This is a genomic window from Pseudomonas sp. P135 (assembly GCF_020312125.1).
Taxonomy (GTDB): Bacteria; Pseudomonadota; Gammaproteobacteria; order Pseudomonadales; family Pseudomonadaceae; genus Aquipseudomonas; species Aquipseudomonas fragariae.
In genome coordinates, this window is record NZ_JAGPYR010000020.1 from 50,655 (window position 1) to 75,813 (window position 25,159).

Annotated in this window: 23 protein-coding genes; 14 read left to right on the forward strand and 9 right to left on the reverse strand. The window is 60.3% G+C overall.

Going from position 1 to position 25,159, the window contains the following annotated elements:
• Positions 1 to 5: 5 nt before the first annotated feature.
• Genes rsmA through KBY08_RS22700 form a run of 4 tightly spaced genes read right to left on the reverse strand, consistent with a single transcriptional unit; the run spans position 6 to position 5,878 of the window.
• Positions 6 to 812 carry a 16S rRNA (adenine(1518)-N(6)/adenine(1519)-N(6))-dimethyltransferase RsmA gene (gene rsmA / locus KBY08_RS22685; RefSeq protein ID WP_003402042.1) on the reverse strand — a complete coding sequence of 269 codons (807 nt, stop codon included), beginning with the start codon at positions 810 to 812 and terminating at the stop codon, positions 6 to 8.
• Positions 809 to 1,798, reverse strand: coding sequence for a 4-hydroxythreonine-4-phosphate dehydrogenase PdxA (gene pdxA / locus KBY08_RS22690; protein WP_003402040.1), 990 nt, complete (start codon positions 1,796 to 1,798; stop codon positions 809 to 811). The genes rsmA and pdxA overlap by 4 nt, the downstream gene beginning before the upstream one ends.
• Entirely contained in the window at positions 1,795 to 3,117 is a 1,323-nt protein-coding gene (locus KBY08_RS22695; RefSeq protein ID WP_024639777.1) for a peptidylprolyl isomerase, read from the reverse strand. The genes pdxA and KBY08_RS22695 overlap by 4 nt, the downstream gene beginning before the upstream one ends.
• Positions 3,098 to 5,878 carry an LPS-assembly protein LptD gene (locus KBY08_RS22700; RefSeq protein ID WP_024639776.1) on the reverse strand — a complete coding sequence of 927 codons (2,781 nt, stop codon included), beginning with the start codon at positions 5,876 to 5,878 and terminating at the stop codon, positions 3,098 to 3,100. Before KBY08_RS22700 ends, KBY08_RS22695 begins: the two co-directional genes overlap by 20 nt.
• 129 nt (positions 5,879 to 6,007) lie before the next feature.
• Between KBY08_RS22700 and KBY08_RS22705 the strand changes: the two genes are divergently transcribed.
• The 3 genes from KBY08_RS22705 (at position 6,008) to KBY08_RS22715 (ending at position 8,567) form a co-directional block, all read left to right on the forward strand.
• Positions 6,008 to 7,030 (forward strand): aminoglycoside phosphotransferase family protein, encoded by a 1,023-nt coding sequence (locus KBY08_RS22705; protein WP_003402036.1) that lies wholly within the window; start codon positions 6,008 to 6,010, stop codon positions 7,028 to 7,030.
• Positions 7,031 to 7,127: 97 nt separating this feature from the next.
• Positions 7,128 to 7,799, forward strand: a complete 672-nt coding sequence (gene murU / locus KBY08_RS22710; protein ID WP_162884961.1) for an N-acetylmuramate alpha-1-phosphate uridylyltransferase MurU — start codon at positions 7,128 to 7,130, stop codon at positions 7,797 to 7,799.
• Positions 7,800 to 8,567 carry a DnaJ domain-containing protein gene (locus KBY08_RS22715; protein ID WP_024639774.1) on the forward strand — a complete coding sequence of 256 codons (768 nt, stop codon included), beginning with the start codon at positions 7,800 to 7,802 and terminating at the stop codon, positions 8,565 to 8,567. It abuts the gene before it with no gap.
• 21 nt (positions 8,568 to 8,588) lie between these two features.
• Here KBY08_RS22715 and KBY08_RS22720 read toward each other — a convergent pair whose 3' ends face one another.
• The gene (locus tag KBY08_RS22720; RefSeq protein ID WP_111522369.1) at positions 8,589 to 9,593 is read right to left on the reverse strand and encodes an alpha/beta hydrolase family protein; all 1,005 of its coding nucleotides are present in this window, start codon (positions 9,591 to 9,593) and stop codon (positions 8,589 to 8,591) included.
• A gap of 114 nt (positions 9,594 to 9,707) precedes the next feature.
• Between KBY08_RS22720 and KBY08_RS22725 the strand changes: the two genes are divergently transcribed.
• From KBY08_RS22725 to trpE, 9 genes are all read left to right on the forward strand, one after another.
• Positions 9,708 to 11,720, forward strand: a complete 2,013-nt coding sequence (locus tag KBY08_RS22725) for a transporter substrate-binding domain-containing protein (RefSeq protein WP_111522368.1) — start codon at positions 9,708 to 9,710, stop codon at positions 11,718 to 11,720.
• Positions 11,717 to 12,346: a response regulator transcription factor gene (locus KBY08_RS22730; protein WP_003341145.1), complete on the forward strand. Its 630-nt coding sequence runs from the start codon at positions 11,717 to 11,719 to the stop codon at positions 12,344 to 12,346. The genes KBY08_RS22725 and KBY08_RS22730 overlap by 4 nt, the downstream gene beginning before the upstream one ends.
• Before the next feature lie 277 nt (positions 12,347 to 12,623).
• Positions 12,624 to 13,748: an ABC transporter ATP-binding protein gene (locus tag KBY08_RS22735; RefSeq protein ID WP_096104450.1), complete on the forward strand. Its 1,125-nt coding sequence runs from the start codon at positions 12,624 to 12,626 to the stop codon at positions 13,746 to 13,748.
• A gap of 82 nt (positions 13,749 to 13,830) precedes the next feature.
• On the forward strand, positions 13,831 to 14,865 hold the full coding sequence (locus tag KBY08_RS22740) for a polyamine ABC transporter substrate-binding protein (protein ID WP_003394920.1): 1,035 nt from the start codon (positions 13,831 to 13,833) through the stop codon (positions 14,863 to 14,865).
• 77 nt (positions 14,866 to 14,942) lie between these two features.
• A complete protein-coding gene (locus KBY08_RS22745; RefSeq protein WP_003419732.1) occupies positions 14,943 to 16,190 on the forward strand; it encodes an ABC transporter permease in 1,248 nt (415 codons plus the stop codon).
• A gap of 11 nt (positions 16,191 to 16,201) precedes the next feature.
• Positions 16,202 to 17,023 carry an ABC transporter permease gene (locus KBY08_RS22750; protein ID WP_024638077.1) on the forward strand — a complete coding sequence of 274 codons (822 nt, stop codon included), beginning with the start codon at positions 16,202 to 16,204 and terminating at the stop codon, positions 17,021 to 17,023.
• 189 nt (positions 17,024 to 17,212) lie between these two features.
• Positions 17,213 to 17,887 (forward strand): ribulose-phosphate 3-epimerase, encoded by a 675-nt coding sequence (gene rpe, locus KBY08_RS22755; RefSeq protein WP_003304938.1) that lies wholly within the window; start codon positions 17,213 to 17,215, stop codon positions 17,885 to 17,887.
• Positions 17,884 to 18,702 carry a phosphoglycolate phosphatase gene (locus KBY08_RS22760; RefSeq protein WP_024642331.1) on the forward strand — a complete coding sequence of 273 codons (819 nt, stop codon included), beginning with the start codon at positions 17,884 to 17,886 and terminating at the stop codon, positions 18,700 to 18,702. Before rpe ends, KBY08_RS22760 begins: the two co-directional genes overlap by 4 nt.
• Positions 18,703 to 18,772: 70 nt before the next feature.
• Positions 18,773 to 20,254, forward strand: a complete 1,482-nt coding sequence (trpE, locus tag KBY08_RS22765; RefSeq protein WP_111522367.1) for an anthranilate synthase component I — start codon at positions 18,773 to 18,775, stop codon at positions 20,252 to 20,254.
• A gap of 403 nt (positions 20,255 to 20,657) precedes the next feature.
• On the opposite strand, the gene estP is transcribed toward trpE, so the two are convergent.
• From estP to KBY08_RS22785, 4 genes are all read right to left on the reverse strand, one after another.
• Positions 20,658 to 22,580 (reverse strand): esterase EstP, encoded by a 1,923-nt coding sequence (gene estP, locus KBY08_RS22770; RefSeq protein ID WP_111522401.1) that lies wholly within the window; start codon positions 22,578 to 22,580, stop codon positions 20,658 to 20,660.
• A 105-nt stretch (positions 22,581 to 22,685) separates the two neighbouring features.
• On the reverse strand, positions 22,686 to 22,928 hold the full coding sequence (locus KBY08_RS22775; RefSeq protein ID WP_003316268.1) for a pyocin activator PrtN family protein: 243 nt from the start codon (positions 22,926 to 22,928) through the stop codon (positions 22,686 to 22,688).
• Between the two features lie 121 nt (positions 22,929 to 23,049).
• Entirely contained in the window at positions 23,050 to 23,298 is a 249-nt protein-coding gene (locus KBY08_RS22780; protein WP_024639985.1) for a DUF1654 domain-containing protein, read from the reverse strand.
• 154 nt (positions 23,299 to 23,452) lie between these two features.
• The gene (locus tag KBY08_RS22785; protein WP_003402010.1) at positions 23,453 to 24,064 is read right to left on the reverse strand and encodes a LexA family protein; all 612 of its coding nucleotides are present in this window, start codon (positions 24,062 to 24,064) and stop codon (positions 23,453 to 23,455) included.
• A 189-nt stretch (positions 24,065 to 24,253) separates the two neighbouring features.
• Here KBY08_RS22785 and KBY08_RS22790 point away from each other — a divergent pair, with 189 nt between their 5' ends.
• Positions 24,254 to 24,697 carry a hypothetical protein gene (locus KBY08_RS22790; RefSeq protein WP_024661078.1) on the forward strand — a complete coding sequence of 148 codons (444 nt, stop codon included), beginning with the start codon at positions 24,254 to 24,256 and terminating at the stop codon, positions 24,695 to 24,697.
• A gap of 272 nt (positions 24,698 to 24,969) precedes the next feature.
• A complete protein-coding gene (locus KBY08_RS22795; RefSeq protein WP_011269119.1) occupies positions 24,970 to 25,155 on the forward strand; it encodes a Com family DNA-binding transcriptional regulator in 186 nt (61 codons plus the stop codon).
• The last annotated feature ends 4 nt before the right edge of the window (positions 25,156 to 25,159 follow it).

The following is a 25,159-nucleotide window of genomic DNA, read 5'->3' on the forward strand; positions in this document are numbered from 1 at the left end:
AGGGTTCACTCTGTCACAACTTTTTCGCTGAGAGTGTCCGCCAGACGAACGAATGCAGCCAGATCGAGCTGCTCGGGACGCAAGCTGCCGTCTACTCCGGAAGCGGTGATCTCATCGCTGGTCAACAGCAGCTTGAGCGTGTTGCGCAAGGTCTTGCGACGCTGGTTGAACGCTTCACGCACGATGCGCTCCAGCACACGGTGATCCTTGGCAGGGTGCGGCAGTGTTTCGTATGGGACGAGGCGCACAATGGCCGAGTCCACTTTCGGCGGCGGGTTGAACGCACCCGGTCCGACGTTGAACAGGTGCTCCACGCGGCAATGGTACTGGACCATGATCGACAGACGACCCCAGTCACCGCCGCCGGGTCCGGCAGCCATGCGCTCGACCACTTCCTTTTGCAGCATGAAGTGCATGTCGCGGATCAGGCTGGCGTTCTGCAGCAGGTGAAAAATCAGCGGTGTCGAGATGTTGTACGGCAGGTTGCCCACCACCCGCAGGCTGCGCGGTTCGGCGCCGAGGGTGTTGAAGTCGAACTTCAGTGCATCGCCCTGATGCAGGTTGAAGTTCGGCTTGCTGGCGAACTGACCGTTCAGGATCGGAATCAGGTCCTTGTCCAGCTCGACCACGTCCAGCTGAGCGCCGCTGTCGAGCAGGCCCTCGGTCAGTGCACCCTGGCCCGGCCCGATTTCCAGCAGCCGGTCTTCAGGTCTGGCACGGATGGCACGCAGGATCTTGTCGATAACGCCTGCGTCGTGCAGGAAGTTCTGCCCGAAGCGCTTGCGCGCCCGGTGTTGGTATTGCTCGGTCATGAATGGGTCTCGGCCATCTGGTAGGCGGTTTGCAGTGCGACGTGCAGGCTGCCGGTGTCGATGTTCGCGGTGCCAGCCAGGTCCAGCGCCGTGCCGTGATCGACAGAGGTGCGGATGATTGGCAGGCCGAGCGTCACATTGACCGCTGCGCCGAAACCTTTGTATTTCAGCACGGGCAGGCCCTGATCGTGGTACATCGCCAGCACTGCATCGCAGTGCTCCAGATATTTGGGGGTAAACAGAGTGTCTGCAGGCAGCGGGCCGCGCAAGTCCAGGCCTTCGCTGCGCAGGCGCTCCAGAGCAGGTTCGATGATGTCGATTTCCTCACGACCCAGATGCCCGCTTTCGCCGGCATGAGGGTTGAGGCCGCAGACCAGAATGCGTGGGTGGGCAATGCCGAACTTGGTGACCAGATCAGCGTGCAGGATGCGTGTCACTCGCTCCAGACGATCCGCTGTGATAGCGTCGGCCACATCGCGCAACGGCAGGTGAGTGGTCACCAGTGCCACGCGCAGGTCGCCGGTTGCCAGCATCATCACCACCTGTTCGGTGTGAGTCAGTTCAGCGAGAAATTCGGTGTGTCCGGAAAACGCGATACCGCCGTCGTTGATGACGCCTTTGTGCACCGGGGCGGTGACCATGCCGCTGAACAGCCCATCCAGGCAGCCCTGGCCGGCGCGGGTCAGGGTTTGCAGGACGAACGCCGCGTTGGCCTTGTTCAGTACGCCGGTTTCCACCGGAGCAGCCAGTGGCGTATCCCAGACGTACAGACTGCCGGCAGGTGCAGGCAGGTCGGGAAACGCTTCGGGGGTGACATCGATCAGACTGACCGCTACACCCAGTTGCGCGGCCCGCTCCAGGAGCAGGTCACGGCTGGTAATGGCAATCAGGGGGTATGGCTGAGGCTGCGTGGCGAGCAGCAGGCAAAGGTCAGGACCTATGCCGGCCGGCTCGCCGGGTGTCAGTGCGAAACGCTTGGGTTTCACTGTGCAGCCTGGGTCGCGCCAGGGAGTTTGATTTCAACGTAGGCTTCGTCGCGGATCTGACGCAGCCAGGTTTGCAGCTCTTCGTCGTACTTGCGGTTACGCAGTACGTTCAGCGCCTGCTGTTCGCGAGCCTGATCGGTAGCGTCCGTGGAGCGACGACCGAGCACTTCGAGAACATGCCAGCCGTACTGGGTCTGGAACGGTTTGGACAAGACGCCTTGTGGCGTTTCGCTCATGACCTGACGGAATTCCGGAACCAGAGAGTTGGGATCAACCCAGTTCAGATCGCCGCCATTGAGTGCAGAACCCGGATCTTCCGAAAAGCTTTTTGCCAGCTCGGCGAAATCTTCGCCGTTCTCGATGCGGTCGTAGATCTTCTGGGCAAGACGCTTGGTCTCTTCCTCATTACGGATTTCGCTTGGCTTGATCAGGATATGACGCACATGCACTTCATCACGCATTTGCGCCTGACCCTGACCGCCACGCTTTTCCAGCAGCTTGAGAATGATGAAACCACCCGGCGTACGCGCAGGAGGCGTCACGTCACCGACCGGCATCGAGCTGAGCATGTCGCCGAAGGGTGGTGGCAACTGTGCAGCCTTGCGCCAGCCCATGTCGCCGCCTTCCAGTGCGTTTTCGCTGGACGAGGAGGTGGCTGCAAGACGGGTGAAGTCAGCACCTTTCTTCAGCTGGTCGTAGATACCCTTGGCCTTGACCGCTGCGGCCTGGATGGCGTCCGAAGAAGCGCTGTCAGGTGTGGCGATCAGAATGTTGGCCAGGTGAAACTCTTCAGACAGCTGAGCCTTGCCCATATCGGAGGCGAGGAAGTTCTTCACTTCCTGCTGGGACACCTGGATACGTTCGGCCACCCGGCGCTGACGCACGCGGCTGATGATCATTTCCCGGCGCACCTGTTCGCGCGCATCGTTATAGGACAGGCCGTCATGCGCCAGCGCGGCGCGGAACTGCTCCACGCTCATGTTGTTGCGCTGGGCAATGGTGCCGATGGCCTGGTTCAGCTCTTCGTCGGAGACTCGAATGCCAGACCGTTCGCCCATCTGCAACTGCAGGTTTTCCAGGATCAGACGATCCAGAACCTGTGGTTGCAGGGCTTCGGCAGGCGGTACACCAGAGCCACGCTTGGCAATGGTCTGCTGAACTTCACGTACACGCTGGTCCATCTGGCTTTTCATGATCACGTCGTTGTCGACGATGGCCACGACACTGTCCAGAGGTTGAACCGCAGCATGCACTGCACCGCTCAGGAGTAACGCGCCCAGCATCAGCGGGCGCAGACAATCAGAAAGCTTGGTCTTCACGTTCACGATAACCTTGGATGCCTTTGTCGAGGAAGCTGTCTACCTTGGCGCCAGTTACACCGCCGAGCCCCTTCAACACGATTTGTAGGAATATGCCGCGGTCGCCTTTCTCGTTCTGAGGTGCTGCCTGGCTGAATTCGTCGTAGTCGATCCAGTAACGATTGACCAGGCGCATTTTCCAGCAGCAGTTGTCGTACTCGAACCCGCCGAAAGCTTCGATGGTGCGTTCACGGTTGTAGTCATACTGCCAACGGCTGATCAGGCTCCACTGCGGCACGATCGGCCAGATGACCGAGAAATCGTGCTGCTGAATCTTGTAGTAGTCCTTCACGTAGTTTGGCGAACCCGGAGTGCCGTAGTCGCCACCGCCCACGACCCAACGGCCGGTGCTTTCGTCGTAACGAATCTGGTCGTTACGATAGCGATAGCCGAGGTTGACGACCTTGTTCGGGTTGTCTTCAGGCTGGTAGTGGAACATTGCGCTGCCCGAACGGGTGCTTCGGCTGTCCGGATCCCAGTTGAAATCGGAGTTGAAGCGCCAGTCGCGGTTGAAGCGGTATTCGTATTCCAGTGCATAAGGCGAAACGTTGGAGCGCGCATCGTCACGGTCAGCGAACGCGACACCCGGCAACTGCACCTTGCGGTCTTCGAAATACAACGCCTGACCGATGCTGAAGCGTTGGCGTTCAAAACCGTTGTCCTCGATCCAGCGGTTGGTGACGCCCAGCGACAGTTTGTTCTCGTCGCCGATGCGGTCGGAACCGGTGAAGCGATTGTCACGGAACAGCGAGGCGAAGTTGAACGTGCTTTCGCTGGTGTCGAATACCGGGATGTCGGTCTGGTCTTTCTCGGGAACATAGAGATAGAACAGGCGCGGCTCCAGGGTCTGGCGGTAATCCTTGCCGAACCAGTTGGTATTGCGGTCGAAGTACAGGCCGCTGTCGACGCTGAAGATCGGTACGCTGCGGCTTTGGCTGCTGCTGTACTCTTCGCCGGCTAGCAGGGTGTTTTTGCCCTGGCTGTCCAGATCCAGATCGTATTGCGTGTAGACATACTTCAGCTTCGGCGTCAGGAAGCCATAGGTCCAGTTCATCGGCAGGCTGACCGACGGTGCCAGGTTCAGGCGATCACCGTTGGCGCGAGCCAGGCCGGAGATGTTGTTGTCCAGACGTGTTTCGGAGTTGCCATCTTCATCGATGAACGCGCCGCTGCGCAGGTCACGCTCGAAGCGCACCGCTTCAGTCTGATAATCGAACTTCAGGCCGCCGGGGTTGTAGGGCAACGTACCGTTGAGCGTCAGCTGAGGCAGGCGGTTGTACGGCGTAACGTTGGCAACCGTCGCCAGCTTGTAGGCCTGAGCATTGAGCACTGCCGAGAAGCTGTCGCCACGGTAGGTCAGGGAGCCCTGCTGGTTGAGGAAGTCTGTTCTTTTCACGCCGATCTGATCGGTTTCCAGATCCTGGAAGTAATACGGATCACTGATATCGGTGTAATCGACCTGGGTCAGCCAGCGCGTATCAAGCCCGCCCTTGTGCTGCCAGTTGATCATCCAGCGGGTCTTGTCGTAATCGGACTGCTGTTTGCGGTCGTCATTCTCGTCGTTCAGGTACGCGCCGCCAAACTGACCTTCGCTGCCCTTGGTCAGGTAGCGGAACTCGCCTTCCATCAGCAAGCCACGATCAGCCATGTAACGCGGGTACAACGTGGCGTCGTAGTTCGGTGCCAGGTTGAAGTAGTACGGGGTGACCAGCGTGAAGCCGTTGTCGCCACCTGCTGCAATAGTCGGCGGCAGGAAACCGGACTGACGACGGTCGTCGATCGGGAAGTAGATATACGGCGTGTACAGAACCGGTATGTCCTTGACCCGCAGGGTAACGTTGGTCGCTGTACCGAAGCCGGTGGCCGGGTTCAGCGTGATGTTGTTGCCCTTGAGCGTCCAGGCGTTGCTGTTCGGCTCGCACGTCGTGTAGGTACCGTCCTTGAGCCGGATGATCGCGTTCTCTGCACGCTTGGCGTACAGGGCGTTACCGCGAATGTTCGACTTGTGCAGGACGTACTCGGCGTTGTCGACACGGGCTTCGCCGGTGTCGAGTTGCAGTTCGGCCTTGTCACCGACGATCAGCGCACCGTTGTCGCGCAGACGGACATCGCCGTTCAGCTCGCCACGGTTCTCGGCCTGATGCAGTGCAGCCTCCTGGGCCTGCACCTGCATGCTGCCCTGGCGCATCACCACATCACCGGCCAGCGTCGCGACCTGCGCGTCCTGTTCGTAACGCGAAGCCTTGGCTCCCACGAACATCGGCGCGTCTTTCATCGGCGTCTTGTCGTCCATGCCAGGACGGATCGGTTCGACGTAGGCACCCGAGCAATACGGGCCGGTCTCGGCCAGTTGCGCTGCGGTAAGCTTTTCGCGAGGAACCCAATCGAGGTGGCTGTAGTCAGCACTACGCGACTTCAGACCTTTGCCCTTGGCTTCAGTGACCAGTTGCGTACCCGCAGACTGTTCACCCGAAGAGGTGCCTTGTGAGGTGACCGTGCCGTTGGAGCTGACCGACGTCGTGTCATGCACGGGGCGCGGAGGCAGATCCACTGCAGCAGCATTGGATTTCGGCGCACAGTTCCAGGCACCCGAAGCAGAGACTGAGCAGTCATACTGTTCCGCGGCGACCACGAACTGAGTGGCCAGAGGTTGCATCGCCAGCAGACTGCCGGTTACGAGCAACGGAAATTTTTTACGAAACGCGGGGGATTTCAATGCCATCTTATTAGTCCGGGCTTCCTGCGCGCCATCTGCCCGCGGGGGGGCCGCACGCCTCTCGATGGGCTGAAAAAGATTCCGGATAATAAAGCATGACCCGCTTGACGGCTAGCGCCGTCGGAGACCCTTGTAATGTCAGATCAAGATATACGCCTGCAATCCCTGAAAGTTTGGCTCGATGAGCAGTTGCCGGCGCTGTTTTCGGCGCACGGTTGGGGCGCCGTGCCCCCGGCTACATTGACTGCGGCCAGTAGTGACGCAAGTTTTCGCCGTTATTTTCGCTGGGAGGGTGCGGGCCGAACTTTTATTGTCATGGACGCCCCTCCACCGCAGGAAAACTGCAAACCGTTCGTGGATATCGCTCATTTATTGGAAAAGTCGGGCATTAATGTTCCAAAAATTTATGCCGAAGACCTGACACAAGGCTTTTTGCTGCTCAACGATCTGGGCCGTCAGACTTATCTGGATGTCATTGACGACGACAATGCCGATGCCTTGTTCGCTGATGCTATCCAGGCGTTGCTGGCTTACCAGCAACTGCCTATGGACGCGCCGTTGCCCAGCTATGACGTCGCGTTGCTGCGCCGTGAACTGGAGCTGTTTCCCGAGTGGTACGTGAAGCGGCACCTGGGTGTCGAGATGGACGAGGCGCAACTGAGCGACTGGCAGCAGGTCAGCGAGCTGCTGATCAACAGCGCCCTGGCACAGCCCAAAGTGCTGGTGCATCGTGACTATATGCCGCGCAACCTGATGATCAGCGAGCCCAACCCGGGCGTGCTGGATTTCCAGGACGCGGTCTACGGCCCGGTTACCTATGACGTGACATGCCTGTTCAAGGACGCATTCCTGAGCTGGCCACAGGAGCGCGTGAGTGACTGGCTGCGCACCTACTGGGATCAGGCGCGGGCCATCGGCATTCCGGTACAGGAAGACTTTGCCGCTTTCGAGCGCGCCAGTGATCTGATGGGCGTACAGCGACATTTGAAGGTGATCGGCATTTTTGCGCGCATTTGCCATCGCGATGGAAAGCCTCGCTACCTGGAAGACGTTCCGCGCTTTTTCGCTTATATAGAGGCGGTACTGTCACGTCGCCCAGAGCTGGCGCAGCTCGGGCAATTGCTTACCAGTCTGCAGCCGGTAGACGCCGCTGTCTGAAATGACAGAGACGGCCAACGAGAAAGAGCCGGTTTATACAGGGGTTTTGAAAGATGGCCATTTTGGAAAAGATCTTGATTGTGTCGAAGAGGACTGCATGAAAGCGATGATTCTCGCTGCCGGTAAAGGCGAGCGAATGCGCCCGTTGACCCTGCACACGCCCAAACCGTTGGTGCGTGTCGGGGATGTACCGTTGATCGAATACCACCTGAACGCCTTGCGCGATGCAGGGTTTCACCAGTTGGTCATCAACCATGCGTGGCTGGGCCAGCAGATCGAGGATTACCTGGGCGACGGTCAGCGTTTCGACCTGAGCATCCGTTACTCGCCCGAAGGTCTGCCGCTGGAAACGGGAGGCGGCATACAGCGGGCGTTGCCATTGCTTGGCCTGGAGCCGTTCGTGGTGATCAACGGGGATATCTGGACCGATTACGACTTCGGCGCATTGCGCGTGCCGCTTGAAGGCCTTGCGCACCTGGTACTGGTCGATAACCCCGCGCATCATCCGACAGGTGATTTCTCGCTGGTCGATGGTCAGGTGCGCGACGACGATTCGGCGGGGCAGCGGCTGACCTACAGCGGTATCGCCATCCTCCATCCACAGCTGTTTGCCAACTGCGAGCCCGGCGCGTTCAAGCTCGCGCCGCTGTTGCGCGAGGCGATGCATAAGGGGCTGGTCACGGGTGAGCACTACAGAGGGCGCTGGGTCGATGTCGGCACCCACGAGCGTCTGGCTGAAGTCGAGCAGATGCTTGCGGAGACTCGCTGAATGCTCTGGCCCGGCACATTGATCGGCGCTGGAGTCGGTTATGCAATTGCCAGCATTCCAGGCGCGATGCTCGGCGCTCTATTGGGTCAGGCGCTGGATCGGCGCCTGAAACTGCAGAGTTGGGCGCATCTGCGTGAGCGCCTGGGTGGACGTGCAACGATCCCCCAGAATGACCTGCTGTTTGTGTTGCTGGGCCGTCTGGCCAAAAGTGGCGGACGGGTTCTGGCCAGTCATATCCACCAGGCACGTATCGAGATGCGCCGTTTGAATCTGAACGAGACGGATCAGTTGCGCGCCATCAACGCCTTCAAGCGCGGCCGCGATGGCAGCGATGGCCTGCGCAGTTATCTGCGTGGTCTGCAAGGGCAGCCGGACATTGCCGAAGATATGTTGCGTGCCTGCTGGCGGATGGCCTGGGCGGACGGCAAGGCTTCTCGGGTCGAGCGCGAGCTGATCGGGGTATGGGGGATGTGGCTTGGCTGGACAGGGCCGCAAGTCGAGGCGCTGGCTGCTGACCACGACCCCATGAAGCGCTCGCCGATCAGCAGCGGCGACGACTACAAAAGTGCGATGACGCTGCTGGGGGTAAGGTCGGACACCGATCCTTTGAGCATCAAGCGCGCCTATCGGCGTCTGCTCAGCCGCCATCATCCTGACAAGATTGCCGGTTCGGGCGCCAATCCTCAGCAAGTGCGGGTGGCGACCGAGAAGACCAGCGAGTTGCACAATGCCTATCGGGTGGTCAAAGCCCGACGCGGGTTCAACTGAACCTGCTGGTGCGTGTGGCGCTTATTTTTCCTCTTTGGCGTCTATCCAGCCACGAACACGGCGGAATAGCTGCTCTTGTTCGGTATCTCCGCTGCCGGCGATGTTGATCAGGCCGATCTGGGTAAAGCCTGGCCCCTTGGTGCGTTTACTGGCCTGCAGGCGGGCCTTTGCGGCCTCGTCAGGTGAGTTTTTGTAGATGAAGTCGACGGCTTTTACTTTCAGCTGAGGCACCATGTCCAGCAGCGAAGGCTTGGCATTCATAGGCTCACGCGCCGCCAGCATCACCAGTTTCTGCACCACAGGCGATGTCCGCTCATTGAGGAACCTGGCCGCCCAGTACGCGCCGCTGCTGTGGCCGATCAGCACGATACTGCGTGCCTTGTTCTGCTGCGCAAAGCTGATCGCACTTTCGATCCGCGCGAAGATGCGCTCGGCCTGAGCCTTGTCGAGTTCTTCGTCGGCAGCAGCCTTGGCCGTTTCAGCCGCAGCCAGGGCCTCGGCTTCTGCGGCCGGGTCTTTTGCCGTCGCGGTGGCGTCCTTGGGGGTTTCCTTCGGTGCGTCAGTGGCTTTGGCGGTGTTTGCATCTGCTGGAGCAGCATCGGGCTCGCGTGCTCCTGGCGTGTTGTCGAGCGGGTCCGGCAGGGTGATGCTCAGGCTCGACCAGCCCACATCCGGAAACTTGCGTCGCAGCGGGCCGACAGCGTCGGGCCAGTCCGGTGACTCGGCGTCGCCAGGCACAATGATGACCGCGCCTTCAGGGGCCTCAGTGTTGGCGGGTTTCCAGAGCGCGAGAAAGCTGTCGTCTCCAGCCTGAAGTTGTTGCTGATCTTCGTGCGGCAATTGACGTTCCAGCGCTATTGCGTCTTCCTGCGAGCGGCTGAGCAGCGGGGCTCTTTCGACGGGCGCTTCTGCAGCCGCGTCCTTGGCCGGGGCAGGCGCCGGGTCGGCTGCGAGGGCAGGCAAGGCGCAAGGCAGTATCAATGACAGAAACAATGCAGGAAACGTTGCGCGAAAGGTGTAGGACATCGGATATTCCAAGCCAGAAACTATCCCGGCAGCCTAATGGGTTGATCGGCTTTTGTCAGGCCTGAGCCTGCGCGGCACACGGCCGTGATACGCACACACGAGAGCGACATACTGATGATTCGTCTTCTGCGTACCGGTTTTATCGGCTGCCTGGCCTTGCTCTTGATGGCTCAGATGGCGAATACGCAGGCTGACGAACCTCAAACACCTGCCGTTGCGCAGTTGAGCGCAGCGCAACGCAACTGGCTCGACCAGCACGGACCCTTGCGCGTAGGGCTGGTACTGCGCGCGCCTTACGCGCAGTTCGATCAACGCTTGCAGCAGTTGTCCGGTGCCAACGTCGACCTGATGAATGCGCTGGCGGCGACGCTGCCGGTCGACTTGCTGTGGCGGAATTTTCCTGACCAGAGCGCGTTGGAGAACGCGCTGGCCAAGGGGGAAATCGACGTTGCGCCCGGCTTGATGCAAACCCCCGCAGGCCTGCGTCTGTGGTTGTTTTCCGACCCGTATCTGCGTGTTTCGCAGCTGTTGATCGGCGAACGTGATGGCAGCACTGCCGTGGACTTGGAGAAACTCGACAGCCTTTCGCGCGTCGCGGTACGCATGCCCAGTACCACGGCCGACTACCTGCGCAGCAACTTTGCGCACCTCAACCTGCAAGGCGTGCCGCTGGAGCGCCAGGCCTTGCAGCTGTTGCTCAGCCAGCAAGCTCGTTATGCCGTGGTGGACGAAGCGCAACTCAGTCGTCTGCTGCGCGAGCCGGAGTTCGCCGGGTTGGCGGTGGTGGGGGATATCGGGCTGCCGCAATTGTTGCGTGTGGCTTCACGACGCGACATGCCGGAGCTGGCCGCCATCGTCAGCGAAGCGTTGCGAGCGATCCCTGCCAAGGAGCTGGAGCAGTTGCACGCGCGCTGGATGCCGCTGACCCCATCCCATTTCATCGAGTCGACCAAACTCTGGAAGAACCTGTGCATTCTGCTGCTGGTGATGTTGCTGGCGTGTTTCGCCATCGTGATCTGGCAGCGTCGCCAGCAGCAGGCGCTTGAGCAGGAGCTGCTGGCTGCGCGTGAAGAACTCGCCCGCCGTGTCGAAGAGGAGGCGGCGCTGCGCCTGGCGCAGTTTTCCATTGATCAAAGCACCGTCGGCATCCTCTGGGTCAACTGGGACAGCCGCGTGCGTTACGCCAACCGGGCGGCGGAATCCATGCTGGGCTATGCGCCGGGGCAGGTGGTCGAGCGCCCGCTGATCGATTTCGAGCCCGGTCTGCACATGGATCGCTGGCTCAACCTGTGGAAGAACGCACGCTCCAGCGAAGACAGCCCGCAAGTGTTCGAGACCCATTGCCTGCGCGCCGATGGCAGCCTGCTGCCTGTCGATGTCTCGTTGAGCTTCCTGCGCTTTCGTGACGCTGAATACTTGGTGGTGTTTCTCACTGACGTCAGCGAGCGGCGCCGCGCGCATGATCTGTTACGTGAGTTGTCAGCGCATCTGGAAAGCGTGCGTGAAGAAGAGAAGGCGCATATTGCCCGCGAGGTTCACGACGAGCTGGGTCAGATGCTGACGGTATTGAAGCTCGAGACGTCGATGTGCGAGCTGGCCTATGCCGACCTCGACCCTGGCCTGAGCGAGCGGCTGGACAGCATGAAGCGCCTGATCGCTCAGTTGTTTCAACTGGTGCGCGATGTTGCCACGGCCTTGCGGCCACCGATTCTCGACGCTGGTATCGCTTCGGCCATCGAATGGCAGGCGCGCCGTTTCGAGGCGCGTACGCAGATCCCGTGTCTGGTGCAGGTGCCGGACAATCTCCCGGCGCTCAGCGATGCCAGGGCTACGGGCATGTTTCGCATCCTTCAGGAGGCGCTGACCAACGTGATGCGCCATGCCCAGGCACATACGGTAGAGATCAGCCTGACGCTGCAGGACGGCATGATGTGCATGAGCATCGCCGATGACGGGCAGGGCTTTGTCATCGAGTCGGGCAGGGCGGTTTCGTTCGGTCTGGTCGGGATGCGCGAGCGGGTGCTGATGCTCGGCGGCAGACTGGAGCTGGACAGCGAGGTGGGTGAGGGCACAACCTTGCGCGCCTATATCCCGCTGGACACCCTCGCACAGGAGCGAAGACAGTGATTCGTGTTTTGGTAGCCGAAGACCACACCATCGTGCGTGAAGGGATCAAGCAATTGATTGGTCTGGCCAGGGATCTGCAGGTGGTGGGCGAGGCCAGCAACGGCGAACAGTTGCTCGAAACCCTGCGTCATGTGGCCTGCGAAGTGGTGCTGCTGGATATCTCCATGCCCGGCGTCAATGGCCTCGAGGCGATACCGAGGATTCTCGCACTGACCAACCCGCCGGCCATTCTGGTGTTGTCGATGCACAATGAGGCGCAGATGGCCGCGCGTGCCCTGAAGGTCGGCGCAGCAGGTTATGCCACCAAGGACAGCGACCCGGCGCTGCTGCTGACGGCCATTCGCCGGGTGGCGGCCGGTGGGCGTTATATCGATCCGGACCTGGCTGACCGCATGGTCTTTGAAGTGGGTCTCACCGACAGCCGGCCTCTGCACTCGCTGCTGTCGGAGCGCGAGTTTTCGGTGTTCGAGCGCCTTGCCCAGGGCGCCAACGTCAACGACATCGCTCAGCAACTGGCCTTGAGCAGCAAGACCATCAGCACCCACAAGGCCCGGCTGATGCAAAAAATGAAACTCAACTCGCTGGCCGATCTGGTCAAGTACGCGATGGAGCACAAGCTGCTCTGAGGCTGAAAGCGACACCCGACACGATAGGCGTCCGTGAGAACACTATTGTGCCCATGCTCCGCGTGGGCATACCGTTCGGGACGCTCTGCGTCCTCTTGCAACGCAGTGCGTCGAGAAGGATGCCTGAGCCGACTTATCCAATCGCGCCATCTCTGTAGGGCAATCCCTACCCCTGGCCTTCCAGCCGGCCTAGGCGATTCTCTCCCGGCCACCGATTTGCGGGGGCTTCGGGCTGCTCTAGGCTGGAGCCCACGCAGACAAAACAAGGGTGTGGGTAATGAGCGACGTCGATACAAGCGCTGGAGCAAATGATGTTCTGGTCAGCTTTCGTGGTGTGCAGAAGAGCTACGACGGCGAAGCACTGATCGTCAAAGACCTCAACCTGGACATTCGCAAGGGCGAGTTCCTGACCCTGCTCGGTCCTTCCGGCTCCGGCAAGACCACCAGCCTGATGATGCTGGCCGGTTTCGAGACCCCGACGGCCGGTGAAATCCTCCTCGGTGGCCGCGCCATCAACAACGTGCCACCGCATAAACGCGACATCGGCATGGTGTTCCAGAACTACGCCTTGTTTCCGCACATGACCGTGGCCGAGAACCTGGCGTTCCCGTTATCGGTGCGTGGCATGAGCAAGACAGACGTCGGCGAGAAGGTCAAAAAGGCACTGGGCATGGTCCAGCTCGATACCTTTGCGCATCGCTATCCGGCGCAGCTGTCCGGTGGCCAGCAGCAGCGCGTTGCGCTGGCGCGTGCGCTGGTCTTCGAACCGCAACTGGTGCTGATGGATGAGCCGCTCGGCGCCCTCGACAAGCAGCTGCGCGAACACATGCAGATGGAGATCAAGCACTTGCACCAGCGCCTGGGTGTGACCGTGGTCTATGTGACTCACGACCAGGGCGAAGCGCTGACCATGTCGGACCGGGTCGCGGTCTTCCATCAGGGCGAGATCCAGCAGATCGCGCCGCCCCGCAGCTTGTACGAAGAACCGAAGAACACCTTCGTCGCCAACTTCATCGGCGAGAACAACCGCCTCAACGGACGTCTGGTCAGTCAGGACGGCGACCGCTGTGTGGTCGAGCTGGAGCGTGGCGAAAAAGTCCACGCGCTGGCAATCAATGTCGGTCAGCCAGGTGGCCCGGTCACCCTGTCGATCCGTCCCGAGCGCATCAACCTCAATGGCCGCAGCGAGAGCTGCGCCAACCGTTTTTCCGGTCGTGTGGCCGAGTTCATCTATCTGGGCGACCACGTTCGCGTGCGTCTGGAAGTGGCAGGCAAGCACGACTTCTTCGTCAAACAGCCGATTGCCGAACTGGACCCCGGCCTGAGCGTGGGCGACGTGGTGCCCATCGGCTGGCAAGTCGAGCACGTCCGAGCGCTCGACCCCTTGCAGCCAGTGCATTGATCTACCGACAAAAGCAATAACAGAGGCGACCTGATCGCCCATCCCAATCGCTTACCAACACTGCTCGTGGAGAAAAGAACACATGTTGAAATCTTTGAAGTTCACCGCCATCACGTTGGGCATGATGTGCGCGGCGCAAGCCATGGCAGCCACCGACCTGACCGTCATCTCCTTTGGCGGTGCCAACAAGGCCGCTCAGGAAAAGGCCTTCTACGCGCCTTGGGAAAAGGCTGGCAACGGCAAGATCATCGCCGGTGAGTACAACGGGGAGATGGCCAAGGTCAAAACCATGGTCGACACCAAAAGCGTTTCCTGGGACCTGGTAGAAGTCGAATCGCCGGAACTGGCGCGTGGTTGCGACGAAGACATGTTCGAAGAGCTGGACCCGAAACAGCTGGGCAATGCCGCTGACTTCGTGCCTGGCGCCATCACCACCTGCGGTGCCGGCTTCTTCGTCTGGTCCACCGTGCTGGCCTACAACGCTGACAAGGTCAGCACTGCACCCAGCGGCTGGGCCGATTTCTGGGACACCAAGAAATTCCCGGGCAAGCGCGGCCTGCGCAAAGGCGCCAAGTACACCCTGGAATTCGCCCTGATGGCCGACGGCGTTGCGCCGAAAGACGTCTACAAGGTATTGGCCAGCAAAGACGGCCAGGACCGCGCGTTCAAAAAGCTGGATGAGCTCAAGCCAAACATTCAGTGGTGGGAAGCTGGCGCACAGCCGCCGCAGTACCTCGCTTCCGGTGACGTGGTGATGAGCTCGGCCTACAACGGCCGGATCGCCGCCGTGCAGAAGGAAAGCAATCTCAAAGTCGTGTGGACCGGTGGCGTTTATGACTTCGATGCCTGGGCCATCCCGAAGGGTTCGAAAAACGCCGATGCCGCGAAGAAGTTCATCGCCTACATGCTGAGCCCCGAGCAGCAGAAGACCTACTCGCAGAACATCGCCTACGGCCCGGCCAACACCCAGGCGGTCAAGCTGCTGGACAAGGAAACCCTGCAGAACATGCCGACCACGCCTGAGAACATCAAGGATCAGGTGCAGATGGACGTGGCGTTCTGGACCGACAACGGCGAATCCCTCGAGCAGCGTTTCACTGCCTGGGCTGCCAAGTAATCCGTTTGCGTTGAGTCAGAACCGGGCGCTCCCTGAAGCGGGGAGCGCCCCCTCGTTGAAAGATTCCGGAGTTCGCTATGGCCATCGCCGTGCCCTTGACTGAAGGCGCCAGCCCTAACTTGAAGCAACGTCTCGCTCGCGCCGAGCGGGTCAACCGCTGGAAGGCTCAGGCATTGATCGCTCCGCTGGTGATTTTCCTGTTGTTGGTGTTTCTCGTGCCCATCGCTGCGCTGCTGTACAAGAGCGTCGGCAACCCCGAAGTCGTGACTGCGCTGCCGACCACCGTGGTCGAAGTGCAAAAGTGGGATGGTAAAGGGCTGCCGCCCGAGTCGGTCTACAAGGCAATGAGCCTGGACCTGGCCGAAACGCGCAAGAATTCCACGCTGGGCGACCTGTCCAAGCGTCTGAACATCGAACTGGCCGGATACCGCAGCCTGCTGAGCAAAACCGCACGCGCGCTGCCGTTCAAGACTGAGCCGGCCTCTTATAAAGAAGCACTCGAAGCGCTGGACGAGCGTTGGGGCGACCCGGCCTATTGGCAGGCGGTGCGCCGCAATACCAGCAGCATCACCCCGTATTACCTGCTGGCGGCGGTCGACCATCGCATCGACGACCTCGGCGAAATCGCCCCGGCGACCCCGGACCAGGCGATCTATCTGGACATCTTCGCCCGCACGTTCTGGATGGGCCTGGTGATTACCGCGATCTGTCTGGTGCTGGCTTATCCGCTGGCCTATCTGCTGGCCAGCCTGCCTGCGCGGCAGAGCAACCTGCTGATGATTCTGGTGCTGCTGCCGTTCTGGACCTCGATTCTGGTGCGCGTGGCTGCCTGGATCGTTTTGTTGCAGTCCAGCGGTCTGATCAACAGTGCCTTGCTGGCGATGGGCATCATCGACAAGCCGCTCGAACTGGTTTTCAACCGGGTAGGGGTGTACATCTCGATGGTGCACATCATGCTGCCGTTCATGATCTTGCCGATCTACAGCGTGATGAAGAACATTTCCCCGACCTACATGCGCGCGGCGATTTCGCTGGGCTGCCATCCGTTTGCGAGCTTCTGGCGCGTGTACTTCCCGCAGACCTACGCCGGGATCGGGGCCGGCTGTCTGCTGGTGTTCATTCTGTCGATCGGCTACTACATCACCCCGGCGTTGCTGGGCAGCCCGAACGATCAGATGGTCAGCTATTTCGTCGCGTTCTACACCAACACCAGCATCAACTGGGGCATGGCCACCGCGCTCGGCGGGCTGCTGCTGTTGGCGACCATCGTGCTGTACCTGATTTATAGCTGGCTGGTCGGCGCCAGCCGCCTGCGTCTGAGCTAAGGAGCGTGACCATGCTGAACCCATACACATCGCCGATCGAGCGCCTCTGGTATTACACCTTGCGCATCATCTGCACGCTGGTGCTGCTGTTTCTTGTGCTGCCGGTACTGGTCATCGTGCCGCTGTCATTCAACTCCGGCAGCTTTCTGGTCTATCCGCTGCAAGGCTTCTCGTTGCAGTGGTATCAGGACTTCTTCAACTCTGCCGAGTGGATGCGCGCGCTGAAGAACAGCATGATCGTCGCCCCGGCCGCGACCCTGCTGGCGATGGGTTTCGGCACGCTGGCAGCGATCGGCCTGACCCGCGGCAACTTCCCCGGCAAGGCGCTGGTCATGGCCCTGGTGATTTCGCCGATGGTGGTGCCGGTGGTGATCGTCGGCGTCGCCAGCTACCTGTTCTTCGCGCCACTGGGCCTGGGCAATAGCTACACCTCGCTGATTCTGGTCCATGCGGTGCTGGGCGTGCCGTTCGTGATCATCACGGTGTCGGCTACTTTGCAGGGCTTCAATCACAACCTGGTGCGCGCTGCTGCCAGCCTCGGTGCATCGCCGCTGACCGCGTTCCGGCGCGTGACGCTGCCGCTGATTGCGCCGGGGGTGATTTCCGGCGCGCTGTTCGCCTTCGCGACCTCGTTCGACGAAGTGGTGGTCACGCTGTTCCTCGCCGGGCCGGAACAGGCGACCCTGCCTCGGCAGATGTTCAGCGGCATTCGCGAAAACCTCAGCCCGACCATCGCCGCCGCTGCGACCCTGCTGATCGGCTTCTCGGTGGTCTTGCTGCTGGTGCTGGAGTGGCTGAGGGGGCGCAGCGAAAAACTGCGAACGGCGCAGTGAATGCAAGCTGCAAGCTGCAAGCTACAAGCTGCAAGCTACAAGCTAAAAGCAGAAGCAAATCAAAATGCTTGAGGCTTGAGGCTTGAAGCTTGAAGCTTGAGGCTCGAGGCTCGAGGCTCGAAGCTTACCGCTCCGGGCGAAGCTTGGCGTACAATCCGCGCACCGTGATTCTGCTCAAACAGGTGCGTCATGCAGCCCTTCGTTATTGCCCCATCGATTCTTTCCGCTGACTTCGCCCGTCTGGGTGAGGAAGTCGACAACGTGCTGTCCAGCGGCGCCGACTTTGTCCACTTCGATGTCATGGACAATCACTACGTCCCGAACCTGACCATTGGTCCGATGGTGTGCAGCGCGCTGCGCAAATATGGCGTCACTGCACCGATTGACGTGCACCTGATGGTCAGCCCGGTGGATCGCATCATCGGCGACTTCATCGAGGCCGGTGCCACCTACATCACCTTTCACCCGGAAGCGACCCAGCACATCGACCGTTCGCTGCAGTTGATCCGCGAGGGTGGCTGCAAGGCGGGCCTGGTGTTCAACCCGGCCACGCCGTTGAACCTGCTCGAATACGTCATGGACAAGGTCGACATGATCCTGCTCATGAGCGTCAACCCCGGTTTCGGCGGGCAGAAGTTCATTCCCGGTACGCTCAACAAGCTGCGTGAAGCGCGCGCCCTGATCGATGCTTCCGGACGCGACATCCGCCTGGAAATCGACGGCGGCGTGAACGTCAACAATATCCGCGAAATCGCAGCGGCAGGTGCTGATACCTTCGTCGCCGGTTCAGCCATTTTCAATGCGCCGGACTACCGCGAAGTGATCGAAAAGATGCGCACAGAACTGGCGTCATCCCGCGCATGAGCGGCTTCGAGCAGTTGTTTGCAGGCAAGCTTCCCAAGCTGATCATGTTCGACCTGGACGGCACCCTGGTGGACTCGGTGCCCGATCTGGCCGTGGCGGTGGACACCATGCTCTCTGAACTGGGGCGTCCGATCGCCGGGCTGGAATCGGTGCGGGCCTGGGTGGGCAACGGTGCGCCGGTGCTGGTACGCCGCGCGCTGGCCAACAACCTCGACCACAGTGGAGTCGATGACGCCCTGGCCGAGCAGGGCCTGGAAATCTTCATGCGCGCTTATGCACAAAAGCATGAGTTCACCGTGGTCTACCCCGGCGTGCGCGAAACCCTCAAGTGGCTGCAGAAAATGGGTGTCGAAATGGCGCTCATCACCAACAAGCCGGAGCGCTTCGTCGCGCCGCTGCTGGACGAGATGAAGCTGGGGCGTTTCTTTCGCTGGATTGTCGGCGGTGACACCATGCCGCAGAAAAAGCCTGATCCTGCTGCACTGTTCTTCGTGATGAAAATGGCTGGTGCACCTGCCTCGCAATCGCTGTTCGTCGGCGACTCGCGCAGTGACGTGCAGGCTGCCAAGGCTGCCGGTGTGGCCTGCGTCGCGTTGAGCTATGGCTACAACCACGGGCGACCGATTGCCGAGGAAAACCCGGCGATGGTCATCGATGATCTGCGCAGACTGATTCCCGGTTGCCTGGACATGGACGCTGAGATACTGTTGCCCGACATCAAACGTCCCTCCTCAAGAGAATCCATCGTGGTGGTCACTCGCAAACTCTGGATGAAAGTCATCAAGGCCCTGGCCCGCTGGCGTTGGCGCGCCTGACCTGATTCTGGCCGGCCTGCCGGCACGTTTGCCTTACTGACCGTTTTGTCCTCAAACCACGAGGTTGCTCATGAACCGTGAAGAATTCCTGCGTTTGGCCGCCGAAGGCTACAACCGCATCCCGCTTGCCCGCGAAACCCTGGCCGACTTCGACACGCCGCTGTCGATCTACCTCAAGCTTGCCGATCAGCCCAACTCCTATCTGCTGGAGTCGGTGCAGGGCGGCGAGAAGTGGGGGCGTTATTCGATCATCGGCCTGCCGTGCCGCACCGTGATGCGCGTGCATGGTCATCACGTCAGCGTGACCCATGATGGCGTCGAGATCGAAAGCCTGGATGTCGAAGACCCGCTGGACTTCGTCGAAACCTTCAAGGCGCGTTACAACGTGCCGACCATCGCCGGGCTGCCACGTTTCAACGGCGGGCTGGTGGGCTACTTTGGCTATGACTGTGTGCGCTATGTCGAGAAGCGTCTGGCCAACTGCCCGAATCCCGACCCGCTGGGCGTGCCGGATATCCTGTTGATGGTGTCTGACGCGGTCGTGGTGTTCGACAACCTGGCGGGCAAGATGCACGCCATCGTGCTGATCGATCCAGCGCAGCAGGACGCCTACGCAAGTGGTATGGCGCAGCTCGATGAACTGATGCACAAGCTGCGTCAGCCGATCACGCCGCGCCGCGGCCTTGATCTGGACCGGCCGCCGGCGGCCGACCCGGTGTTTCGTTCCAGCTTTACCCAAGACGATTACGAGGCGGCGGTCGATACGATCAAGCAGTACATCCTCGCCGGCGACGTGATGCAGGTTGTACCGTCGCAGCGCATGTCCATCGATTTCAGCGCCGCGCCGATCGATCTGTATCGGGCGCTGCGCTGCTTCAACCCGACGCCTTATATGTATTTCTTCAACTTCGGCGACTTCCATGTCGTCGGCAGTTCGCCGGAAGTGCTGGTGCGGGTCGAGGACAATCTGATCACTGTGCGTCCGATCGCCGGTACTCGTCCTCGCGGCGCCACCGAAGAGGCGGATCGCGCGCTGGAAGAAGACCTGCTCTCCGATCACAAGGAAATCGCCGAGCACTTGATGCTCATCGATCTCGGCCGCAACGATACCGGTCGGGTGTCCGAGATTGGCACGGTCAAACTGACCGAGAAAATGGTCATCGAGCGTTATTCCAACGTCATGCACATCGTATCCAACGTCACAGGCCAGTTGAAAAGCGGGTTGAGCGCGATGGACGCGCTGCGCGCGATTCTGCCGGCGGGCACCCTGTCCGGGGCGCCGAAGATCCGCGCCATGGAAATCATCGACGAGTTGGAGCCGGTCAAACGCGGCGTCTACGGCGGCGCAGTCGGTTACCTGGCCTGGAACGGCAACATGGACACGGCGATTGCGATTCGGACCGCAGTGATCAAGGATGGTGAGCTGCATGTACAGGCCGGTGGCGGCATTGTCGCCGACTCCGTGCCAGTGCTGGAATGGGAAGAAACCCTGAACAAACGCCGCGCCATGTTCCGCGCCGTAGCCCTGGCCTCGCAGCCTGCCGAGGGTTGAGCAGGCTGGATGCTCTGCGTCTCAAAGCGGACGCAGAGCATCCCGCGATACTTGAGATTATCGTTCCTCACGCTCCAGCGTGGGAATGCCGTGGGTGACGCTCCGCGTCACAGATCTGCGCCGCGCCGCAGAGTCAGGACAGGACGCGGAGCGTCCAGAACGGCATGCGACGCGGACCGTCGCACGATAGTCAGGCTTGCTGCTCTGGTAATGAACGGTAGTTGGAGAGCTATCGTTCCTCACGCTCCAGCGTGGGAATGCCGTGGGTGACGCTCCGCGTCACAGATTTGCGCCGCGCCGCAGTTCTCAGGACAGGACGCGGAGCGTCCAGAACGGCATGCCCACGCGGAGCATGGGCACGATAGTCAGATTATCGTTCCTCACGCTCCCTCCTGCGGGCAGTCTAGAAACTCAGACTCAACGCGACATTCACCCCTTGCTGGGTCACGTCGTCGTTCTTGCGCCAGTTGTAATTGCCGCGCAGTGTCAGGTCCTGAGTCAGCTTCTGGCTGACGCCCAGCGTGGCCCGGTTCAAATCGCGTTGCGGCGTGTAGCCTTGCAGCGTGAAGCCCACCGACTGAACGCTGTTGAGCGCCATGGTCACTTCCTGCTGATCGGTCTCGAACTCCCTTTCATGGGCCACTTCGCCCCATACCTGTGTGCTCGGTGTCACCTGGAATTTGCCCTGCACACCCGCGCCTGCACGTCGAGACTTGCGCGTCTGGTCGCTGAAGGTCAGCGCCGTTGAACGGTCGCCTTTTTCCGAGTAGCCGTCGACATCGATGTGCGCGTAATCGGCGCTGACGAAAGGCGACAGATGCCAGCGACTGGTCGGGCCCGCGATGTCGAAACCGACCCGCCCGCTGACAGCCAACATTTCGCCGTCGGTATCGCCTTTTTCCTGACCTTCGCTGACGCCCAGCGCGAACTTGCGCTCGGCATTTTCGTAGTCCAGTTTGCCGCCTGACACCGCCAGATCACCCCACCAGTGGTTGGCCTGATACTGCAGGAACGCAGTGGCGATGTAGCTGTTGAGTGTGTAGTCCGAATCCCTTGGCCCTGCCTCAAGATTCTGGCGATACGCCCCGGCGACAACCCCAGTGCGCCAGTTTTCGGCAAATCGGTAGCTGCCGCCGATGGTCAGGTTATAGCCTCTTCCGTCAGCATCAGCCGAGCTGTCCTGCGCGTCGAAGTCCATTTTCTGACCGCCTGCCGAAAGCATGCTCTGCCACTGTCCTATGCCTTGCCAGTTGCCCCAGTCGCTGAGCCACTGGGCGCGAATTTCGTCCTGATGCATGCGCAGCGTGCCATTGGCCATTTCCGGCAGCAGGGAGATTTCCCAGGGGGCCGAAAGCAGCGAGTAGGCGTAGTCGGCCAGCAACCTCTGCCCGGCCTCGGTCGGGTGCACGCGATCGTTGAAGAACAGCCGGTTTGGATTCGGCGTCGCACTGGACCGGCCGTTGGTGGTGCTTTCCCGGCAGCTATTGCCGCTGAAACAGGTACTGACCAGATTCTCGTTGGGATCGAACCCGAAGCGTGCCGGTTCGGCGAGGACTTCATTGATCAGCAATGGAACATTCAGCGGAATGATCTGGGCATTGATCTGCGCCAGTCGGCTGACTAACTGCTGATTGAAGCCCGCGCTGAGTGCGGAAGTTGCCGAAGCCAGTGGCGAACCGCTCAAGGCTGGCGTTTTACCGATATCCGGCAGCAACCAGACCATGATGTAGCGCGCACCGGCCTGTTGCAGGGCTTGCGCGCTGTCAGCCAGCTGGTTGGCAGCTTGCGCGGCGCTGCTGGCACTCAACACACGACCCTGCAGGAAGTCGTTGCCGCCTCCGGTCAGGTAATAAAGCGCGTTGGGGTCGGCGCGAAAACCGTTGGCGGGCAGATAACCGGTCCTGCTGCGCAGCAATGTGCCGGTGTTCGGGTCGACGACGGTGGATTGCGAGTTGATCGAGTCAAGAATCTGGTCGGTCCGATAGCCGCCGACTGCCCAGTTATTGCCATCGGGTGCGCCCAGCGCAGCATTGACCGGCGACGTGGAAGCCGCCAGATCTCCTGCCGGCACACCGAGCATCCTGCCGATCAGCGTCGACGAGTTCAGATTGAACACCTCTCCACTGCCGTCCTGATAAGTGGGGCCGACCCGATTGGTGAACCGAAGCGTAGAGCCCCTGGGCCCGGCGGTGTCGGGAAACTGCCCGGCATCGGCCAGGCTGTCACCGAACACCACCATGGTCGAATAGGGCGCGGCAGCAGCGGTGCCGCAGGCAAGCGATAACAGGCAGGCCGCGAAGGGCCAGCGCCTCGATGTCTTGGTCATGAACGGATCCCGATTGTTTTTGTTTTGTACCGGAAACGTAGCAAGATTTTTCATGACTGCAAAGTTCGATGAACATTATCGCGCTGCGGCGGTGCTTTTTTGACCTCAGGCGGCCCTGTTGGTCACGATGGCGCTCAGGTAGTTGGCCAGGTCGTGCAGGTATACGAAGGGGTGGCCCTGACGACTGCCGCCTGTACGGCTGACCTTCAAGTCGATGCGCCCTGCGTTGATCTTGCGCAGCAGATTCCTGTCGTTCGACAGGTGCGAAAAATAACGCTCTCTGACGGCGCTCAGCGAAGGGCACGGCGTGGCGAATTCTTTGCGGAGTTGATCCAGTATTTCGTTCATTCCATGACTCCCTGTGGTTTGCATGTGAGTACTCCCGAAATGGGGTGCAGACAAACAATACGATATGTAGCGCGTCGTGACAATACAGTTTGTATTTTAAATACGATCTGTATAGTTCGCATCACAGGGAATCGATGTACCAGGACACGTGGGCAGTGCCGTTTTCAGAGTTGCGGGTTACGTTGATGCCGTCGGCCTCGCTGATCTGATCCATGATGCGCTCCCAGTGGGCCACCGACTCGCCAGGCTCCCTGATCAGCAGGACCTGATGCTCGATCTGGGCCTTGTCACTGGTGATAGCGTCCTGAATCCGCTGTGCCAATGCCAGATAAGCGTCATGTTGCGAGGTGTCGGGGAACTGCTTGAGCATGAGTGAACTCCTTTTTACTGTATGTGCATACAGTAATTGAGGGGTGTTTCTCACGCAAGCTACAAATGTTTCCTACACGGACACCTGCCCGGACTGAAACAGTGGCGCATGAAAAAGCCCCGATTATCGGGGCTTGGGCGGGGCGTGCCGCGCTTCAGAGACGCATGGTCATCTGCCTGATGACGCCGATCAGTTTGCACTCCTCGGTCACCGCAAGGGTCGGGTAGGCGGGGTTCAGCGGCTTGAGAAAGTAGCGTCCGGCGTCTTCGACCAGTTTTTTGAAGGTAGCCTCGTTGCTTTCCGGCAGCTTGGCGATGACCAGCTTGCCGGCAGTGGGCTCGATTCCGGTGTCGACCAGAATCAACATGCCTTCGGGAATGCTCTGCCCTGCGGGCGCGGTCATCGAGTCGCCACGCACTACCAGCCAGAAAGCTCTGCCCTTGGCTTTATAGTCGCTGATCTCGAAAGTGTCCGAATAGCCGGCAGGGTAGGGCTCGACGGCCTCACTCCAGCCACCGGCCTCGACCCAGCTGATGACCGGATAGCGATAGAAACGCGAAGGCTGCACCGTGGACTCCACGTTGTGCATGCCGGGTTCGCTGGCCGGGATGGAGGTGGTGAGAATCGGCAGGCCGAGCTCGGTCAGAAATCGATTGATGACCTCGATCTTCGGTTCACGCTTGCCGTTCAGCCAATGCCCTACCGCGCCGGGCGTCACGCCCATCCGCTCAGCCATTTCTTCCTGGCTGATTTCCTGGGTTTCCATGACCTGTCTTGCGACTTCATACCATTTTCTGTTCATGCGTCGAATCATACAGGCTGTAGGGTGTTGAGCAATATACATAATGTAATGCTTCGTTGTGTCATAAAAATACAAAATGTATTGTAAGGCCTTGGTTCTGTGTAGCGAAAGACGCTGCGCAGCTTTTCAGAAAGGTCCTACAGGAGAGACACAATGATCGAGAAAGTAGAAGCCGTGATGCAGCATTGGGGTGAACAGCGCATGCGCATTGGTCTGGGCGGCGGGCTGAGCAGTCCGATGGCCGGGATCATGGAATGGGGCGCGTACATTCCGCGTCGCACACCCGGCTCGCGCGCGCTGGTGGGTAATGGCAGCGGCCTGGACTATATAAGCAGCGAAGTCGAGGCGGCCGTGGCGCAGCTTTCGCGTAGCCCGGCAAAGAGCCGCGGGCCTGAACTGGCGCAACTGGCGACATTGCGTTATGTCGAGTCGTTGCCGGTGCGCGAGCAGATGCGCCTGGTGGGCATCAATGAAGGCGCAGACCGCACCTATCGCAACTGGCTCAACAAGCTGCACCAGCAAGTGCTGGCGATTCTCGCTGAGCGCAGCGCTTCCAGAAGCAACAATGCGGTCGCCGACAAGGCTGCCCAAGGGTAAATAAAGCCACGGTTTCACGCCGTTTATCCGGGTCGATTGCACAGCTGTGGCCGAACTCGTGTTGAACTCCGGTCAAACTCGACCCACCCCGAAACTGCCCCTTCCCAGGCTTTCCGGAGGGAGGTAAAAAGGTCCCACGATATGCGATTTGCGCCTCAGGGCAGCAGCCGGAAACAGGCTGATCAACAGCCACAACCGGTCACTGGCGACCCACCTCAAACCCCGCTCCGGCGGGGTTTTTCATTGGGCCAGGCGCATGGAGGCCAATGTAGATGTTGAAAAACTTTAGATGCGGGCAGTGCAAGAAACTGCTGGCCCGCATGGGTGAATACACAGAGCTCCAGATCAAATGTTCCCGCTGCGGGACGTTGAATCATGTGAAGGCCGCGAGCCTCGAGTTATCGCCGTTGAGCGAAAGAGGTACAGCAGCGTCGCTGCTGCCTCGCGGTGCCAACTAGAGGT